This is a genomic window from Kurthia sp. FSL E2-0154, assembly GCF_038003625.1.
Taxonomy (GTDB): Bacteria; Bacillota; Bacilli; order Bacillales_A; family Planococcaceae; genus Kurthia; species Kurthia gibsonii.
Genome location: NZ_JBBOPO010000001.1, coordinates 2,221,483 through 2,239,987, shown reverse-complemented (window position 1 = coordinate 2,239,987; position 18,505 = coordinate 2,221,483). Strand labels below are relative to the sequence as shown.

Annotated in this window: 17 protein-coding genes; 11 read left to right on the top strand and 6 right to left on the bottom strand. The window is 36.2% G+C overall.

From position 1 onward, the window contains the following. Positions 1-86 precede the first annotated feature (86 nt). A complete protein-coding gene (locus tag MHB75_RS11060) occupies positions 87-806 on the top strand; it encodes a M15 family metallopeptidase (RefSeq protein WP_141274042.1) in 720 nt (239 codons plus the stop codon). Positions 807-859: 53 nt separating this feature from the next. On the opposite strand, the gene cls is transcribed toward MHB75_RS11060, so the two are convergent. Beyond that, a complete protein-coding gene (gene cls / locus MHB75_RS11055) occupies positions 860-2,329 on the bottom strand; it encodes a cardiolipin synthase (RefSeq protein ID WP_340997705.1) in 1,470 nt (489 codons plus the stop codon). A 162-nt stretch (positions 2,330-2,491) separates the two neighbouring features. Between cls and MHB75_RS11050 the strand changes: the two genes are divergently transcribed. Continuing rightward, positions 2,492-3,883 (top strand): L-cystine transporter, encoded by a 1,392-nt coding sequence (locus tag MHB75_RS11050; RefSeq protein ID WP_340997702.1) that lies wholly within the window; start codon positions 2,492-2,494, stop codon positions 3,881-3,883. A 106-nt stretch (positions 3,884-3,989) separates the two neighbouring features. Here the strand turns inward: MHB75_RS11050 and MHB75_RS11045 are convergent, their stop codons facing one another. From MHB75_RS11045 to MHB75_RS11030, 4 genes are all read right to left on the bottom strand, one after another. Continuing rightward, on the bottom strand, positions 3,990-5,171 hold the full coding sequence (locus MHB75_RS11045) for an MFS transporter (protein WP_340997700.1): 1,182 nt from the start codon (positions 5,169-5,171) through the stop codon (positions 3,990-3,992). Between the two features lie 188 nt (positions 5,172-5,359). Then, the gene (locus MHB75_RS11040) at positions 5,360-7,546 is read right to left on the bottom strand and encodes a heavy metal translocating P-type ATPase (RefSeq protein WP_340997698.1); all 2,187 of its coding nucleotides are present in this window, start codon (positions 7,544-7,546) and stop codon (positions 5,360-5,362) included. 85 nt (positions 7,547-7,631) lie between these two features. Further along, a complete protein-coding gene (gene copZ, locus MHB75_RS11035; RefSeq protein WP_340997696.1) occupies positions 7,632-7,841 on the bottom strand; it encodes a copper chaperone CopZ in 210 nt (69 codons plus the stop codon). 13 nt (positions 7,842-7,854) lie between these two features. Beyond that, on the bottom strand, positions 7,855-8,172 hold the full coding sequence (locus MHB75_RS11030) for a metal-sensitive transcriptional regulator (RefSeq protein WP_068450576.1): 318 nt from the start codon (positions 8,170-8,172) through the stop codon (positions 7,855-7,857). A gap of 376 nt (positions 8,173-8,548) precedes the next feature. Between MHB75_RS11030 and MHB75_RS11025 the strand changes: the two genes are divergently transcribed. Next, positions 8,549-8,686, top strand: a complete 138-nt coding sequence (locus MHB75_RS11025) for an Lmo0850 family protein (RefSeq protein ID WP_165442666.1) — start codon at positions 8,549-8,551, stop codon at positions 8,684-8,686. A gap of 146 nt (positions 8,687-8,832) precedes the next feature. Here the strand turns inward: MHB75_RS11025 and MHB75_RS11020 are convergent, their stop codons facing one another. Continuing rightward, a complete protein-coding gene (locus MHB75_RS11020; protein WP_141274046.1) occupies positions 8,833-10,002 on the bottom strand; it encodes an FtsW/RodA/SpoVE family cell cycle protein in 1,170 nt (389 codons plus the stop codon). Between the two features lie 265 nt (positions 10,003-10,267). Here MHB75_RS11020 and MHB75_RS11015 point away from each other — a divergent pair, with 265 nt between their 5' ends. The 8 genes from MHB75_RS11015 (at position 10,268) to MHB75_RS10980 (ending at position 18,471) form a co-directional block, all read left to right on the top strand. Further along, the gene (locus MHB75_RS11015; RefSeq protein ID WP_340997690.1) at positions 10,268-10,996 is read left to right on the top strand and encodes a hypothetical protein; all 729 of its coding nucleotides are present in this window, start codon (positions 10,268-10,270) and stop codon (positions 10,994-10,996) included. A 266-nt stretch (positions 10,997-11,262) separates the two neighbouring features. Then, positions 11,263-12,330 carry a D-alanine--D-alanine ligase gene (locus MHB75_RS11010; protein ID WP_340997688.1) on the top strand — a complete coding sequence of 356 codons (1,068 nt, stop codon included), beginning with the start codon at positions 11,263-11,265 and terminating at the stop codon, positions 12,328-12,330. Between the two features lie 15 nt (positions 12,331-12,345). Next, the gene (locus MHB75_RS11005) at positions 12,346-13,710 is read left to right on the top strand and encodes a UDP-N-acetylmuramoyl-tripeptide--D-alanyl-D-alanine ligase (RefSeq protein WP_340997687.1); all 1,365 of its coding nucleotides are present in this window, start codon (positions 12,346-12,348) and stop codon (positions 13,708-13,710) included. 83 nt (positions 13,711-13,793) lie between these two features. Further along, positions 13,794-14,285: an alpha/beta hydrolase gene (locus MHB75_RS11000; protein ID WP_340997686.1), complete on the top strand. Its 492-nt coding sequence runs from the start codon at positions 13,794-13,796 to the stop codon at positions 14,283-14,285. Between the two features lie 6 nt (positions 14,286-14,291). Further along, the gene (locus MHB75_RS10995; protein ID WP_340997683.1) at positions 14,292-14,507 is read left to right on the top strand and encodes a hypothetical protein; all 216 of its coding nucleotides are present in this window, start codon (positions 14,292-14,294) and stop codon (positions 14,505-14,507) included. A gap of 308 nt (positions 14,508-14,815) precedes the next feature. Beyond that, positions 14,816-16,390: a DEAD/DEAH box helicase gene (locus MHB75_RS10990; RefSeq protein WP_068450588.1), complete on the top strand. Its 1,575-nt coding sequence runs from the start codon at positions 14,816-14,818 to the stop codon at positions 16,388-16,390. Positions 16,391-16,523: 133 nt separating this feature from the next. Next, complete coding sequence (locus MHB75_RS10985) at positions 16,524-17,000, top strand: PH domain-containing protein (protein WP_141274051.1); 477 nt, start codon at positions 16,524-16,526, stop codon at positions 16,998-17,000. Next, a complete protein-coding gene (locus MHB75_RS10980) occupies positions 16,993-18,471 on the top strand; it encodes a PH domain-containing protein (protein ID WP_340997680.1) in 1,479 nt (492 codons plus the stop codon). The genes MHB75_RS10985 and MHB75_RS10980 overlap by 8 nt, the downstream gene beginning before the upstream one ends. The last annotated feature ends 34 nt before the right edge of the window (positions 18,472-18,505 follow it).

Genomic DNA, 18,505 nt, shown 5'->3' with positions numbered 1-18,505 from the left:
CAAGTAATGAAAAGTGCAGGATCTCTTGATGAGATGCTGCATTTTTAGTGAAGATAAAAGGAACAGAGAATAAAGGAGGAAAAGTGATGCGATTAAAAACATTTACATGGACTGCAACACTTTTACTAAGTAGTAGCATTCTATTAGCAGCTTGTAGTGAGCAAAAAGAGCAATCGAACGAACCCAAAAAAGAACAAACATCACAGCAAACGACTAACACTGAAAAAGAACAAGAGAAAAGAGATGCAGGTGGTTACATTATTAATCAAAAAACACCTAAAAAAGAACACTATGTAAAAGGTATTTTAATTGCGAACAAAGTATATCCAATGCCTCAAAATTTTGCACCGGGTGAAAGTAAAGAAGCTCGAAAAGCATTTGAACAATTAAATAAGGCGGCTAAAAAAGCAGGATATACATTTGATGCATTTAGCACATATCGCTCATACGATCGTCAAAAAGTTTTATATGATGGCTATGTGAAAAGAGATGGAAAAGAGGCTGCAGATACGTATAGTGCGCGCCCTGGGTTTTCGGAACATCAAACAGGCTTAGCATTTGATATCGGTGAGGTAGGAAAGCCAGGAGACTATGCGGATGACCGTTTTGGCGAAACAGAAGCAGGTAAATGGTTAGCTGAAAATGCACATAAGTATGGTTTTATTATGCGTTATCCAAAAGGAAAAGAAAAAGTCACAGGGTATAAACATGAATCGTGGCATTTCCGCTATGTAGGTGAAAAAATAGCGACAGAAATTTATGAGAATAACTCGACATTAGAAGAATATCTCGGTGCAAAAGGATAATAAAAAAGAACTCTTGTATGATTATAAATAAGTCATGCAAGAGTTCTTTTTCGTTATAAAATAGGTGATAGCAATCGAGAAATAGATTCTTTCAGTTTAATGATGGTTGAACGATTTTTATATTTTTCAGGTGTTAGCTCAGAAGAATATAAAATATCGCGTTCAAATAGTTCAGCAAGTTGATGTGCTACATCGGTATCATAGATAAACGCATTTGCTTCAAAGTTTAATTTAAAGCTTCGTGAATCAATATTTGCCGTTCCGACAGAAGCTGCTTCGTCATCAATTACAACCATTTTTGTGTGTAAAAAGCCATTTTCATAAACATATATTTTTGCGCCAGCTTCAATTAATAAACCAACATAGTAGTAAGTTGCCCAGTAAACAAAAATGTGATCTGGTTTATTTGGAATCATAATGCGTACATCAATTCCAGATAGACAAGCAATGCGTACAGCGTTAATAAAAGCATCATCGGGAATGAAATAGGGTGTTTGAATATATACATACTTTTTAGCCATATTAATTAATTTAATATAACCATTTTTAATTGCTTCCCAATCTGAGTCAGGTCCAGATGATACGATTTGAATAGCTGTATTCCCTTGACGATAAAATGTTGGGAAGAAACTATCTTCATACTCTAAATTTTTACGATCAGATGCTTGATTCCAATCAAGTAAAAAACGTGTTTGTAATGGTTGAACAGAGCTGCCGTTAATACGTAGATGCGTATCACGCCAGTAACCAAATTTCTCTTTTAAACCTAGATATTCATCACCTACGTTAAAGCCACCGATATAACCAACTTTTCCATCAATTACAACAATTTTTCTGTGGTTACGATAGTTCATACGTGGGTTGATTAAAGGAAGAATAGATGGGAAGAATACTTCTACTTCTCCTCCTTGTTCAATTAAGGCTTTAAAATCTTTTTTATGCACACCGCGTGATCCCATTTCATCATAAAGGACCCTCACTTGTACACCTTGCTTCGCTTTTTCAATAAGAGCATCTAAAATGCGTGTGCCTAGTCGATCTAATCTAAAAATGTAGTATTGAATATGGATATGATGTTTAGCTTCAGCAATATCTTCTAAAAGATGATCGAATTTATCTTGTCCATCATCGAAGATATGAATGTGATTATCTTGTGTTAAAACAGCGTGATTTGATAATAAGTTCATGTGGATAAGTTCTTTATATTTTGCAGCTGTTTCAGATAATTTATATTCAAAACTACCTTCTTTAATCGATTCAATTTGATAGTCAACTAATGTTTCGATACCAATCTTTTTACGTCCACTCCATCTAAACATGCGTCGTCTTGTCAGTTTACGTCCAAGTAGTAAATATAAAATAAACCCGACAATGGGAATAAAGAAAAGTACGAGAAGCCATGCCCAAATCGAAGATGATTCGCGTCTTTCCAAAAAGATAATAGCAAGAGCAAGTATGATATTGAAAAATAATGTCACCGAAACGATATATGAAATGAGATGAGTTGTATCGCTAATTAACATGATTTCTCCCTCCTAATTTTTCTTTATAAGTATATCTTATTCCTTCATTGGAAAGAAGTAATATTATATATATGAACAAAACATACTTGACCGATAGGTATTGTTATATTATTATGTGAAAAGCAATGAAAGAATATCTTTTGTCAAAGAGGAGGAACATCCATGAGTATCTTTTTAACAATATTAAATGTTGTTATTTTAATTGGTCTTATTAGTTTATTAGTCGTTATGAATAAAAAGAAGGTATCTTTTTCTAAACGTGTATTTACAGGTTTGGGACTAGGGGTTTTATATGGTTTAGCATTACATTTCACATATGGTGCTACATCAGATATTTTGATTCAATCAACCGATTGGTTTAACATTATCGGTTCAGGATATGTGAAATTACTACAAATGGTTGCAATGCCATTAGTATTTATCTCAATTGTTGCGGCATTCACAAAAGTAATTGTCGGTAAGAATTTTGGTAAGATGGCATCCATTATTTTAATTACACTTGTTGCAACAACAGGGATTGCAGCAGCAGTAGGTATTGCGTCAGCAGCAAGTTTTAATTTAGATGCAAGTTCATTAATGAATGGTAGTGCAGAACAACAACGTGGTGAACAAATTGTTCAAAAAACAGAGGAAATGGGCGACCGTACTTTACCACAACAAATTCTTGATCTGCTACCTACAAATCCATTCTTAGACTTAACAGGCGCTCGTCCAACTTCAACAATTGCAGTCGTTATTTTTGCAGCGTTTTTAGGCTTTGCTTATCTAGGTGTACGTCGTAAGGATGAAAAAACAGCTGATTTAATTAAAACAGGAATTGAAGCGATTTATGCATTAGTAATGAATGTTGTAAAAATCGTTTTACGTTTAACTCCATTCGGTATTTTAGCGATTATGACTTCAACAGTTGCTACTTCTGATTTCGGTGCGATTTACAACATGGGGAAATTCGTTATCGCTTCCTATGCAGCATTAATTGCAATGTTTGTTATTCATTTAATCATCATTAGCTTAACAGGTGTTAGCCCGATTACGTATGTGAAGAAGGTTTCAACAACATTAATCTTTGCATTCACATCACGTTCGAGTGCAGGTACTTTACCTTTAAATATCCAAACTCAAACGAAACGTTTAGGTGTGCCAGATGCAATTGCGAACTTTGCGGCATCATTTGGTGTATCAATTGGTCAAAATGGTTGTGCGGGTGTTTATCCAGCGATGCTTGCAGTTATGATTGCACCAACTGTCGGTATTAATCCACTTGAACCAAGTTTCATCTTTACATTAATTTTAGTTGTAGCTATCAGTTCATTTGGTGTAGCAGGTGTTGGTGGTGGTGCAACATTTGCAGCCATTATCGTACTTTCAGCAATGAACTTACCAGTTGCTTTAGCAGGTGTATTAATTACAGTAGAGCCATTAATCGATATGGGACGTACTGCGTTAAACGTAAGTGGTTCAATGGTTGCTGGTGTAACAGCAGCTCGTGTAACAGGTGAATTAGACAAAGATACATTCAACTCAAAAGAACCTCAAAACTTAACAGAAGTTTAATAAAGAGAGCACATCTATCATACAAATAGGTGTGCTTTTTTATTGTGATAAATAAATAGGCTCGGCATGTATTGTGAGATACAATATACCGAGCCTGTTTTTTTAGTTAAGTTTTTTCAACCTTCACTTGTGGTTCACGTAAGGTCTTTTTACTTGCTTTGAATGTTAAGATGACAAAGATTGATAATAGACCGAGTGAAGCTGCAATGATATAAGGTAAGTTAATTTGCATTGTAAATACCCATGTGAAGAACATTGGACCGATAATTCGACCCAAATTATCCATCGAGTAGCTTAAACCAGCAGCTGTACCATACTTACCACCAGATTCTTTTGACGCAAGCGAAGTAGTTAATGTACGAGCTAGTGCATTACCTGCTGTAAATACACATAGTGCAAAACCAGCAAATGCTAAACTACTTGTGAATGGGAACATAGCGAGTCCGAATGCTGTGACGATTTGTGCAATAATGATGAAAATCCATTCGGAACCGTCTTTGATTTTACGAACAACACCGCCTTGGATCACAAAGTCGACTAATCCGCTAAATAAGAATAGTGAGCCAAGTTGAGCCGATGTAATATGAATCTTATCAATTTGGAATAGTTGAAGTGTTGATTCAACACCTGCTAATAAGAATGTCACCATGAATGAGAAGAAGAATAGATAACGTACACGATATTTTAAAAGAGTCGAAGCTCCTTTTGGAATGATTGCACGTTTTTCGGCTTCACCTTTACGTGGTGGGTCTTTTAATACGAGCGATGCATAAACTAATAAAATAAGTAATAGAATAGATGATACATAGAATGGCATATTAATACTAATTGCACCAAGTAATCCACCGATTGCTGGACCGAAAATGAAGCCTAAACCAATCGACATCCCCATGAAGCCCATATACATATTACGATTTTCATCTGAAGATGAGTCACCGATAAATCCAGTCACCGATGTATAAAGTGCGCCAGAGAATAACCCCCCGATAATACGAGATACATACATCATGATTAATGAATCAGAGAAGATTGCAAAAATTAAGAAGCTCATACTGAAGCCGAATAACCCAATCAGAATAAGTCTTTTTCGTCCCATTTTATCAGAGAGACTTCCCCAAATAGGTGCTGTGAAGAAGCTAGCGAGAGAATAGACAGTTAATAGGCCACCCACATGAATATCGCTAAATCCTTGTTCAGTTACTACAAGTGGTAGAACAGGAATAACAAGCCCAAATCCAACATATACGAGGAATTGAACGGATAAGAGAAGCATTAATGATTTATTCATACTATGATCTCCTTTCTTTCATTTTGTACACTCTATACTATACTAAAAAAATCAAATATGCCTAGTAGATTAAAGAGGAATAGATAAAAATAATCCATTCTTTACCTATACACGTAATCAAGTAACTTAAAACAGTAAAGAGCATAAAAAAGAGAAGCGACGATGTGTCAGCTTCTCCTTAAGAGTGTTTATACTTTTGTACGTTGTAAGCGAAGGGCATTGAGTACAACAGATACAGAACTAAATGCCATGGCAGCACCTGCAACCCATGGAGCTAGTAAGCCGATTGCGGCAATTGGAATTCCAATTGAGTTATAAGCGAGTGCCCAGAAGAGGTTCTGTTTAATGTTTCGAACAGTGGCACGACTCATTTTAACAGCTTGTACAACACGCATTAAGTCACCTTGCATAATTGTAATGTCAGCGGCTTCAATTGCTACGTCTGTTCCTGTTCCCATCGCAATCCCGATATCTGCCGTTGCAAGAGCAGGCGCATCGTTAATACCATCGCCAACCATTGCAACTTTTCCGTCTTTTTGAAGTCGTTTGATTTCATTTGCTTTACCAGCTGGTAATACATCTGATACGACTTCATCAATGCCAACTTCTTTAGCAATTGCTTGTGCAACAGCTTCTCTGTCACCTGTTAGCATGACCGTTTTAATACTTAGTGCATGCAATTCAGCCATTGCTTGTTTTGAAGTTTCTTTTACTTCATCTGCTACAGCAATCGTTGCTACATGTTGTCCGTTAATTGCACCGTACATAATCGTTTTTCCTTGTTCATCGAAATTTTCAATATCGTGAATTGTAATCATACGATTTTCAAGTAGACGTTGGTTTCCGACAATTACTTGTTTGCCTTCAATTGTTGCTTCAATACCATGACCTGAAATGGCTTGGAAATCCGTTGCAGCTTGAACTTTCATTGTTTCTTCGACATAGTGCACAATCGCTTGTGCTAAAGGATGTTCAGATGCTTTTTCAGCAGAAGCAATCAGCTGCATTACTTCTTCCTCATCATGTGAGCGATTCACATAGAAGTTTGTAACAACAGGCTGTCCTTTTGTAATTGTTCCGGTCTTATCGAAAACGATTGTATCAATTGTGCGTGTTTGTTCTAGTGCTTCAGCAGTTTTGAAAAGAATACCCATTTCAGCAGCACGCCCTGAACCAGCCATAATTGATGTTGGTGTTGCGAGACCAAGTGCACATGGACAAGCAATAACGAGTACAGCAATAGTATGTTCAAGAGCTGTAATAAAACTTGTATCGACAACCCAGAACGTAATAATAAATGTTAAAATTGCAATCCCAATAACGATTGGAACAAAAATACCGGAGATTTGATCGGCAAGACGTTGAATAGGCGCTTTTGAACCCTGCGCTTCTTCAACTATTTTAATGATATTTGATAACACCGTTTTATTACCTGTATTCGTTGCTTTAATACGAAGTGTACCATTACTGTTAACAGTAGCAGCAAATACATTGGAACCACTGGTTTTATCTACAGGTAAACTTTCACCTGTTAACATAGATTCATCTACAGCAGAAGAACCAGATACTACTTCACCGTCTACAGGGATAGAGGCGCCGGGGCGAATGACTAAGATATCGCCTACTTGGACTTCTGTTGCAGGTACTTCGAGTAGTTCACCATCTTTTTCAATGAAAGCTGTTTTAGGTTGTAAGTTGAGTAATTTTTTGATTGCATCAGAAGAATGACCTTTTGCACGCGCTTCAAATACTTTTCCAAGTAAGATTAGTGTAATTAATACAGCGCTCGTTTCAAAATATAAATCGAGCATTTGTCCCTGTTCAATGGCTGCTTTATTTCGTAAAACAACATAGACGCTGTAAAAATAAGCAGCAGATGTACCGAGGACGATTAATACGTCCATATTGGCGCTTTTATTACGGAGTGCAAAGTAAGCACCTTTATAGAATTGCCAACCAATACCGAATTGAACAACTGTAGCAAGTCCCCATTGTACATAAGGATTCATAAATAGTTCAGGTACATATAAATGGGAAGTAAAGGAAAAATGTGCAACCATCGTCCACAATAGTGGTAGTGAGAAGATAATCGAGACAATCAATTGTGTTGTTTTACGTTTGATTTCTTTTTGCTTATAATCTGTATCTTGTTGTTCATCTTGATGAACAACAGCATCGTAGCCAAGTGATTGAATCTTCTGTATGACATCCTCTGCACTTGTATCATTATGAACGACCACTTTACCTGTTTCGAGTGCCAAGTTAATATTAGCTTCGACACCATCCATTTTATTTAATCCTCTTTCAATTCGATTGGCACAAGCTGCACAGGTCATTCCTTGAATATCGAGATTAATTTCACTTGATTTACTCATTATGTCCAGCTCCTTTTATACCTATATGGGGTATATTTTTCTGTAAGGAATGGGCTGTCTTAATATAAGACAACCCAATATAAAATTATTTTACAGTGTAACCTTCTTCTTCAATTGCAGCCTTCATATCTTCTACAGAGGCTTGTCTAGGATCATACGTTACTTCAACTAATCCTTGATCCAATGTAACGCGTACAGTTTCGACACCATCAATGGCACCTACACTACTTTCAACTGCTTTTACGCAATGTCCACAAGACATTCCTTCAACATGTAATTGCATTTCTTCTGTCATATTCGAGCACTCCTTATTTTTTCATTAATTTTTGCATCGTAACGACTAATTCGTCTAGTATTTCTTCGTCACCATTTTGTAGGCGATCTTTAACACAACCTTTTAAATGTCCTTCAAATAATACTTTTGCAACAGAGTTTAGTGCAGATTGTGTTGCTGAGAGTTGTGTGATGATATCGTCACAATATACATCTTTTTCTACCATACCCTTAATTCCACGAATTTGACCTTCAATACGATTCAATCGCGTCACCAGATTTTTCTTAACATGTTCTGGGTGGTGGCTTTTACGCTCTTCATTATTTGTGTGACACTCAGGAACAGTTGTCATAAAGCATCGCTCCTTTACGTTCATTTGTATGGTTATACTGTAACATACCTATCGGGGGTATGTAAAATAGAAAGACTATTCTGGTAAGTTACGATATACATACAATAGCATACGTCATGGGGGTATGCAAGGAATGGAAATTAAAAGTTTAAAATTGATAAAATAGTGGTAAGTATAATTTGTACTAAAATCTTTTGTGAAATAAAATTGTAAATTTCTTGTAAAAGATTAAGATGTAACAATATTGATAAACAATTTAATAACAAAAGATGATATGATAGATGTAAGAAAAAAGCAAATAAAAAACCGTCAAGTATGAAACTTATTTTCTTAAAAATCGTTTTAATTTAATGACAGCAAGGAGAGGTGTAAGAGTATGAAGAGAGAAGTAGATGTAACGAAAATTATTTCTAACTTATCCAAAATTGGTGTGAAGGCAACTGCAACGAAATCTCGTCTAGAATTACTTAAAGCACTCGCGCCGCCAAAAAATAAACCACAAACACATAACTAATTTGATGTGGTGCAAGGCACTTCAAATTAGTTTGTACATATGAAACAATCAATCAGGTATCCTTTTTCAAAAAGGATAGCTGGTTTTTTATTGTAAAAAAACATGCAGTTGAACACGTATAATACGTGAACACTGCATGTTTTAAATTAATCTTCTTTTGTCGTAAACATGTAATCGCCATTATCATTTTGAATGGCAGCCATAATTCCTACAAGTAACATATTGGATACGAGCGAACTACCACCATAACTCAGGAAAGGTAGTGTAATACCTGTTACAGGAAGAACCCCCATCGTCATCCCGACATTTTGGAAAATTTGGAATGTCAGCAAGCTGATAATTCCTGCAGTTAATAACGATGTATATTGCGACTTATTTGATAAGGCAATTTGTACAAATCGATAAAGTAATAAGAATAAAACAATCAATACGAATGAAGCACCGATGAAACCGACTTCTTCGCCAATATTAGCAAAAATAAAATCGGTATGTTTTTCAGGTATATAAACATTATTACCTGACAGACCTTTACCAAATTCTTGTCCAGAACCGATTGCTAAAATCCCTTTTTGTGTTTGATAGGCAGAATCGCCATAACTAAAAGGGTCAAGCCAACCACGGATACGTGACTGTTGGTGAGGAGATAATTTTGCCAAAAGATTATTTTGGAAAAAATCATTCATAAAGATATAGATATATGCGACAACTGATACAATCGCAATCGGAACTGCTAAAACAGGAAATAAAATTTTTTTTGAGATATTTGAGAAAAACAGCATTGGGAAAATCATTGCGAAGTATAGCATAATCATCCCAGTATCTGGTTGCTGATAGACAATTAATGATGGTGGTAATACAAGCAAACCGATTTTGCCGAGTAATAAGAAATCATGTTTGATTGATTTTACGGGATATCGTTCCGTATGCTTCACAATAATGTAAGCCGTCAAAATGAGTAAGGCAAACTTTAAAAATTCAGATGGCTGAAATGTCCCAACGAATGGAATTTGATACCAAGACTTCGCGTTATTAATTGGTTTTGCGATACTTTCAGGTGCTACAATTAATAGTAGTAGCATAACAAATGTGAAGATATACATACCAACACCGAGTGTTTTTAACTTATTAATATCGGTTTGGGCAATCACAATCATGACAATAATACCGACTACATAAAAAACAAGCTGTTTAATAACAAAACTTTTTGGGTCGCCGTACTGGTTTGAGCCTGCAACGGCTGTATAAATAAATGTACAACTGATTACGCAGAGTACAATTAAAAGCGTCAAAATTTTCCCGTCCACTTTTATTTTCATTGAGCAAACTCCTAACTTATATTAAACTCCAAAGTTGAAAAGAATATGTATCTACCTTAAAATTCCACAACTTATAACAATTCAAACGAAAAATGTAAAATAACTTTTGGTTTGCAATAACGCTTATTATTGTAACACGCTTCATACCAAAGATGTGACGAAAACAGATCACAAATGTTTCATATTTTCGTATTTCATTTTATAATAGATAATGGGGAGAGGGGTGATTGACTTGTCGAAAAAAATACGCACTGCAGATGATTATATGAGACATTTATATATACATACGAATGAATTGAATCAATTCGTTATTTTTAGTGGGTTGAATTTACAAGATTTCATTTTTTCAGTCGATCAGCTTGGAAATCTACTGCTTTTAAAAAATATTCAAAATGCAGAAGAAGGTTCTTTTAATATGCATACGCGATTAGCCTTTGTTGAACAGAATGAGCTAACAAAGTTTTCCAAGCAAATGAGTGATAAAAAAAGCGACTTGTGTTGGATCGATTTTTCCGATGAGAAAAAGTTAAATCTTTTAACACCACAAGAGCAAGCAGAATTATTATACATTGGGCATAAAAAAGAGCCGATTCGTTCACCATTTTATCATCAGCTACAAAATCGATTTGTTTATTTAGAATCAAAAAGCGAGAAGTTTACAAAAGTATATGTGCGCGATTTAGAAGAAGTCTCACAAATTGTAACAAGATGGTTCAATCATTTGATTCAGATGAAAGAACGTTCACTTTCATTTTGGAGAAGAAAGCCACTCTCACGTATCCCACATTATACGGCGACAGACTATGAACAAATTAGAGAAGATGCAAAAGATGGTATATTACTATCATTGTATCGTGTTGAGAAACCAAAAGTGGCCTATGTTTTAGAAGTTCGTAATGTAGCAGACATTCAATTCCCAGATGAAATTTGGGATGATTTAAATGCTATTTTAAAACATGATGCAACAACAACGATTCAAGCAAATATTCACTAATTAGCCTAGAGCATTCCAACGTCTTGAACGACTCGGGATGCTTTTTTGGTGAAAAAAATATGAAGAAGGATAACTTTTTACGTTTTTCTGCCCCAATAAATGTTGAGAGTGCTATGATAGAAATGTTATTTTGAAAGCTTGAAATTTGGGTATATGTTAAAAGGTTCATTCGTGCAACCTTCTAAAATAGAATACGTCTTGTAAAGTTCAAAGATTTTCAGATTCCAAATAAAAAGAAAATAATGGAGTATATGGAGGAAGTCAAAATGAAGAAAAAATTGGGTCTTTTATACGGTGGTCAATCAGCAGAGCATGAGGTGTCTTTATCAACAGCAAAAGCGGTGACACAAGCGCTAAATTATGATCAATACGAGATCGTGCCAATTTATATTACGCGTGAAGGTGAATGGGTGAAAGGAGCTTATTTAACAGCACCTGTAGAAACAGTAGAAGCATTACAATTCAATCGAGAAAAAGATGCGCAACCACATGACATCTCAAGTTTCTTACTATCACAACAAGAGCGACCTTTTGATATTGTATTCCCACTACTACATGGTACATACGGAGAAGATGGCACAGTACAAGGATTTTTAGAAGTATTAAACATTCCTTATGTGGGGTGTGGTGTACTTGCTTCATCTGCTGGGATGGATAAAGTTGTTATGAAGCAACTATTTGAAATTGCAGGTCTTAAACAAGTTCCTTATGTGTATTTTATTCGTAAAGAATGGCAAAAATCACAGCAAGCACTTGTAAAAGAGATGGAAGAAAAATTAACGTATCCAATGTTTGTAAAACCAGCTAATCTTGGTTCAAGTGTCGGTGTTAATAAAGCTTCAAATCAACAAGAATTAATTGAGGCAATCGATGTAGCTTTCAAATATGATCGTAAAGTCATTATCGAAACAGGCGTGGTTGCACGTGAAGTAGAAATGGCCGTTCTAGGAAATGATGAACCAAAAGTATCTGTTCCAGGTGAAATCAAGCCTTTAACTGATTTCTATGACTATGATTCAAAATATAAAGATAGTAGTACAGAATTATTAATTCCAGCACCTGTTTCAGAAGCAATTGAGCAAAAAATGACGGACATGGCAAAACGTGCCTTTAAAGTATTGGACGGAAGTGGTTTAGTACGTGCCGATTTCTTTGTAACAGCAGATGATGAAGTATTGATTAACGAAGTGAATACATTACCAGGTTTTACACCTGTAAGTATGTATCCGATTCTGTGGAAAAATACAGGTCTTTCATATCCAGAATTAATTGAAGCGCTAATCACACTTGGAATTGAGCGTTTTGAAGAGAAACAACAACTTCATTTTCAATAAGGTGGCGGAAGTAAAATGAAAAAAACAGTTCAACAAGTAGCTAACTGGTTACAACAAGAGGCTGTGAATGGTCAACAGGAATGGATTACAGGTGTGTCGATTAATACACGTACCTTACAACCAGGAGATTTATTCATTCCTTTTAAAGGTGAAAAAACGAACGGGCATCAGTATATTCAACAAGCAATTGAAGCAGGTGCAGCGGCGACACTTTGGCAAAAAGATGAACCAAATATGCCGACGAATATTCCTGTTATTTTAGTAGATGATGCAGAAGAAGCGTTACAGCAGATGGCGAAAGCGTATCGTGCAGAACATCAAGCAACTTTTATTGGTATTACAGGTTCCAATGGTAAGACTTCAACAAAGGACTTACTTGCTGGGACGCTTATGCCGTATTATAAAGTTCAAAAAACAGAGGGTAACTTTAATAATCAATTAGGTATGCCTCTTACTATTTTATCTTTAGACGAAGATACGGAATTTGCCATTTTAGAGATGGGTATGGATGGTTTTGGACAAATCGAGTTTTTAACGAAGCTTGCAAAGCCGCATCATGTCATCATTACAAATATTGGTGAAGCGCATATGGAGGCACTTGGCTCTCGTGCTGGTATTGCGAAAGCCAAGTTTGAAATCATTCAAGGGCTACAAGAAAATGGACGCTTATTCTTTGATGGTGATGAACCGTTGTTACAAGAGTTAGTCGCACAAGAAAAAGGACTACAAACTACTTCGTTTGGTTTTGAAAGCACGAATGATTTATACGCAGATCAAATCGAAACGAATGAAGAAGGAAGTCAGTTTGAAGTGCATGGTCTGTTAAACGGACAGTTTATGATTCCTGTACTCGGTAGCCATCAAGTGAAAAATACAGTAGCAGTTATGGGAGTAGCGCATACAATCGGTTTGACAGACGATCAAATTCGCACTTCCTTAAAACACGTATCCCTTACAAATATGCGTATGCAACTTGTAACATGCGGTCCTTTACTCTTCATCAATGACGCATACAATGCAGCACCAACTTCAGTTCGTGCAGCACTTACGTTCATGTCTACCACTCAAATGCGTCCAAATAAATGGATTGTACTTGGTGATATGTTAGAGCTTGGCGAACAAGAAGAACAATATCATCATGATTTAATCGAATCAATTGATTTTGATGAGATTCAAACAATTTGTCTATATGGCTCTCGTATGAAAGTTTTATATGAAGCAATTCAGACGCAATATCCATCTGTAGATGTTGTTTGGTCTGAACAAGCATATGAGCCAATTATTCAAAAAATTGAACAACAGACTGATGAAAAAACGATGATTCTTTTAAAAGGCTCTCGTGGCATGGCACTTGAGACAATTCTAAAGCACTTCCAATAACATACAGTGAGAAAACGACTAATGTGGGTATAGTACATTAGTCGTTTTTTTAAATGGAGGGAGCCTATTTGAAATGAGGAATATTGTTTATTCATGGATTTACGGGGAATACAGCAGAAGTGCAACCGTTAGTGGACTATTTAATGGAAAAACGCTCCGAATGGACATGTTCAGTCGTAACATTAACAGGTCATGGTGAGACACTCAATTTGAAAGGAGTTAGTTCTGAACATTGGTTTCGTGATGTTGAAAATGCTTATCGCCTACTTGAAAAACAAGTGGATGAAGTCATTGTCGTAGGTTTTTCAATGGGGGGGATTGTTAGCAACCCACCTCAGCTTACGTTACCGTGTGAAAAAATTAATTCTTTTAAGTACAGCAGCAAAATTTGTGGATGTAAAAAATTATTTCTCACATGTAAGGAACTGATCAAAAAAAGAAAGCTGTTAACAACTGCACAGACACGTTTTTTGCAAGCTGCCATCAACCAGACGCGTCCTATGACGGTACCAACAATGAAACATTTTTTTAAAGTGGTACATACAGTCTTACCGCATCTACATCGAATTCACTAACCAACGATGATTATACAAGGTGAAAAAGATGGTGTTGCACCAAAGGAAGCGGCATCATTTTTATATGAGCAGATTCAATCGGTTGATAAGCAAATGTATTTTTCAAAAAGTAGTGAACATCATATTTGTTATAGTGACAATCAAAACGAGTGGTTTGAACGGGTATTTCAATTTATAATAGCCGATAAAAGAAATCAGAATATTATGCCTGATTGTAATTGATTGCATACAAGTCTATGTCGTGTTAGAATGATTAGAGCAATGGATACATTTTATATGAAGACTCTCCATACATTGATGAGAGAGTACTTTTTTTTTGAACATTACGGTCGATTCTATATTACCGTTAAAAAGCGTAGAATTGAACCGCTCGGCAAAGACCGGGCTTTATTTTATCTAAAGTTACTCTGCATTCCACAGAGATATAATAGTTAAGGGATTTTCCTAACATGAGGCTCGATTTGCCCTAGTTTTCATCTGAAAATGTAACCATTTGTCAAATTCAAACACGAAAAAGGAGAATGAGAAGTTTGACAAATTTTTCAGAACTAAATATTAGCGAATCAACATTAAAATCCCTAGAACGCATGGGATTCGAATCAGCAACACCAATCCAAGAAGGTACAATTCCACTAGCAATTGCAGGCAACGATATCATCGGACAAGCACAAACTGGTACTGGTAAAACAGTAGCATTTGGTGTACCACTAATCGAAAAAATTGACCCTAAAAATCAAGCAATTCAAGCATTAGTAATTGCTCCTACACGCGAATTAGCCATCCAATGCTCAGAAGAAATCTACAAAATTGGTCACGGTAAACGTGCTCGTATTCTTTCTGTATACGGTGGACAAGACATTAGCCGCCAAATTCGTGCATTAAAAAATAAACCACAAATTATCGTAGGTACTCCAGGACGTATTTTAGACCATATCAAACGTCGTACGCTTAAACTAGAAAACGTTGAAACGTTAGTATTAGATGAAGCAGACGAAATGTTAAACATGGGATTCATTGAGGATATCAATGCAATTCTTGAAAACGTACCGGCTGAGCGCCAAACACTTTTATTCTCAGCAACAATGCCTCCAGCAATTCGTAAAATTGCAGATACATTCATGACTGAGCCAGAAAGCGTAAAAATTAAAGCAAAAGAATTAACAGTGGATAACATTGAGCAATTCTTCGTAAAAGCACAAGAACGCGAAAAATTCGACGTTCTATCTCGTTTATTAAACGTACATCAACCAGAACTTGCAATCGTATTTGGTCGTACAAAACGTCGTGTAGATGAATTATCTCACGCATTAAGCATTCGCGGTTACCTTGCTGAAGGTATTCACGGTGACTTATCTCAAGCAAAACGTCTTTCTGTATTACGTCAATTCAAAGAAAATAAAATTGATGTATTAGTAGCAACAGACGTAGCAGCTCGTGGTTTAGATATTTCAGGTGTAACACACGTTTACAACTTTGATATTCCACAAGATCCAGAATCATACGTTCACCGTATTGGTCGTACAGGTCGTGCTGGTAAATCAGGTATGGCAGTTACATTCGTAACACCTCGTGAAATGGGTTACTTACGTATCGTTGAAGAAACAACGAAAAAACGTATGACACCTTTAAAACCACCTACTGCTGATGAAGCTTTAGTAGGACAAAAGAAATTAGCTGTTGAACAATTACAAGAGTTAGTTAATAAAAATAATGCGAGTGGTTACCGCAGTATGGCTGAAGACTTATTAGCTACAAATGATGCAATTGATTTAGTTGCAGCAGCTCTTAAATCATTAACGAACGAGCCAGATGATACACCAATCCAAATTTCTGAAGAGCGTCCATTACCAATGCGTCGTGGCGGCGGAAATGGTGGCGGTTCACGTGGTGGACGTAGCGGCGGTGGATACCGTGGTGGTTCACGTAGTGGCGGTTCACGCGGTGGAGATCGTCGTGGTGGCTCACGTAGTGGCGGTGGAGATCGTCGCGGTGGTTCACGCGGTGAACGTTCTTCAAGCGAACGTCGTGATGGTGGTTCACGTGGCGGAGATCGTCGTCGTGATAACCGTGGTGGCGAACGTCGTCGTCGCTCAAGCGAAGATTAATCAACATATACAACTCATGAATGGCTTTCGAGCGATTCATGAGTTTTTTTATACATAAAAAATGGAACGCTTTTTGTTATAATACGTATAATTAAGTAGATTCCAAATCTTTGGAAAAGGAGGCATATCTAAGGTGGATGAATTAAAATATCAAATTGATTCAAAAGGATTAACCGTTTGGCGAATTCATGCATGTATTTTTTCGGGCATTGCATTATTAATTACTGCTCTTATTTTTTTCTTAACGTATTATTTTGAATGGTATAAATGGATTCCATATACAGTTTTAGGGTTATGGGTAATTGAAGCTTTTTGTGGTATTTACTTATTTCCGAAAATTCGTTGGCAGCGCTGGCGTTATGAAGTGCGTGAACAGGAAATTGAAGTGCAATCAGGGTTGTTTGTAGTTGAGAGAACACTCGTACCGATGATTCGTGTACAGCATGTTGATACGGTGCAAGGACCGATTTTAAAGAAGTATAATTTAGCAGAAATTTCGATTTCAACTGCAGCAACTACACATACGATTCCTGCTTTACAAATGGAAGAAGCAGATGAATTACGAAGAAGAATTTCTAAATTAGCAAGGGTGGCTGAAGAAGATGTCTAATGAACAAGTTATGCGTCTACACCCTATTACAATCGCCATTAATTTTTTTAATGCGATTAAAACATTATTATTACCTGTTGTCATTTTTGTATTTAGTACAAAATTAGAGCTTAGTTTAGACCCATCAGACGGTGAGAATTTTTATCCGACGCTTTTTGTTCTCGGAGGAGCGATTCTCTTCTTATGCATTGTTTTTATCTTTGCATGGATTAAATGGCGTAAATTTATTTATTGGTTTGAAGATGGCGAGTTGCGAATCGAATATGGTTTATTCGTAAAAAATAAACGGTATATTCCATTTGAACGCATTCAAACATTGAACTATAAAGAAGGGATTTTACATAGACCTTTTAAATTAGTACGTGTGGATGTTGAAACAGCTGGCGGTTCAGCAGATGCAGAAGTAAGTTTGACTGCGATTACCCGCGAGCAAGCCAGTCGAATTGAACTTGAAATGAAAAAAGCAAAACAAGAAGTGGTTGTAGCTCAGGATGGTACAATCGAAGATGTCGCTGAAATTCGTATTGAAAAAGAGTTTATCTATCAAATCAACACGAAGGAATTAATTTTATTAGCAACAACTTCGAGTAGTATGGGGATTTTATTCTCTGCTGTCGCTGCAATTGCTTCACAGTTTAATGATTTTATTCCATACGAGCGCATTTACGGAGAGGTGCAGAATATTGTTCGTTTTGGAGTCCTCTTTATTATTTTAATTGTATTAGGGGCTATTTTATTATCATGGGCAGTAGCAATTCTCATTTCTTATTTTGTGAACTACGGTTTTAAACTTGAAAGAACAGAAGAACAGCTCTTTTTATCAAAGGGGCTTTTAGAGAAAAAGAGAACGACACTTCAAATGAATCGTGTACAAGGAATTCGTATAATCGAAAATCCAATTCGTCAATTATTTGGTTACTGTCGTGTCATTATTGATAGTGCAGGTGGTTCAGGCGATGAAAAAGAAGATCAAGTCGTCCTACTACCTTTCATAAAAAAGAAAAATGCAATTCGTATTTTACAAGAATTATTCCCCGAGTACGTTTGGGAAACAACGTATACAAAGGTGCCAAAGAAGTCTTTAATTCGTTATTTATTAAATCCAATCTATGTACCACTTATTCCAGTTGGATTCGTTAGTTATTACTTCTATCCATATGGTATGTGGAGTATTGTACTGATTCCGCTTATACTGTTGCGTGCATATTGGCAGTATAAAACAGCTGGTTTTGCAGTAAATCATTTACAGTTAACGATTGTACATCGTTATTTCAGTAAAACAACATTTGTTGTGCAGAAGAATCGAATTCAATCGATGCGCGTAACACAGAGTTATTTTGCTGAGCGAAAGGATATCGCTTCATGCCATGTTCATATTATGTCGAGTACGACAGGTTTTACAGCACACCTGAAGCATTTTGATTTACAAGCGATCAGTCAACTATTTAAATGGTATCAACCGAATAAATAAAAAAATGAGAAGTAGCGAACAAGCTACTTCTCAT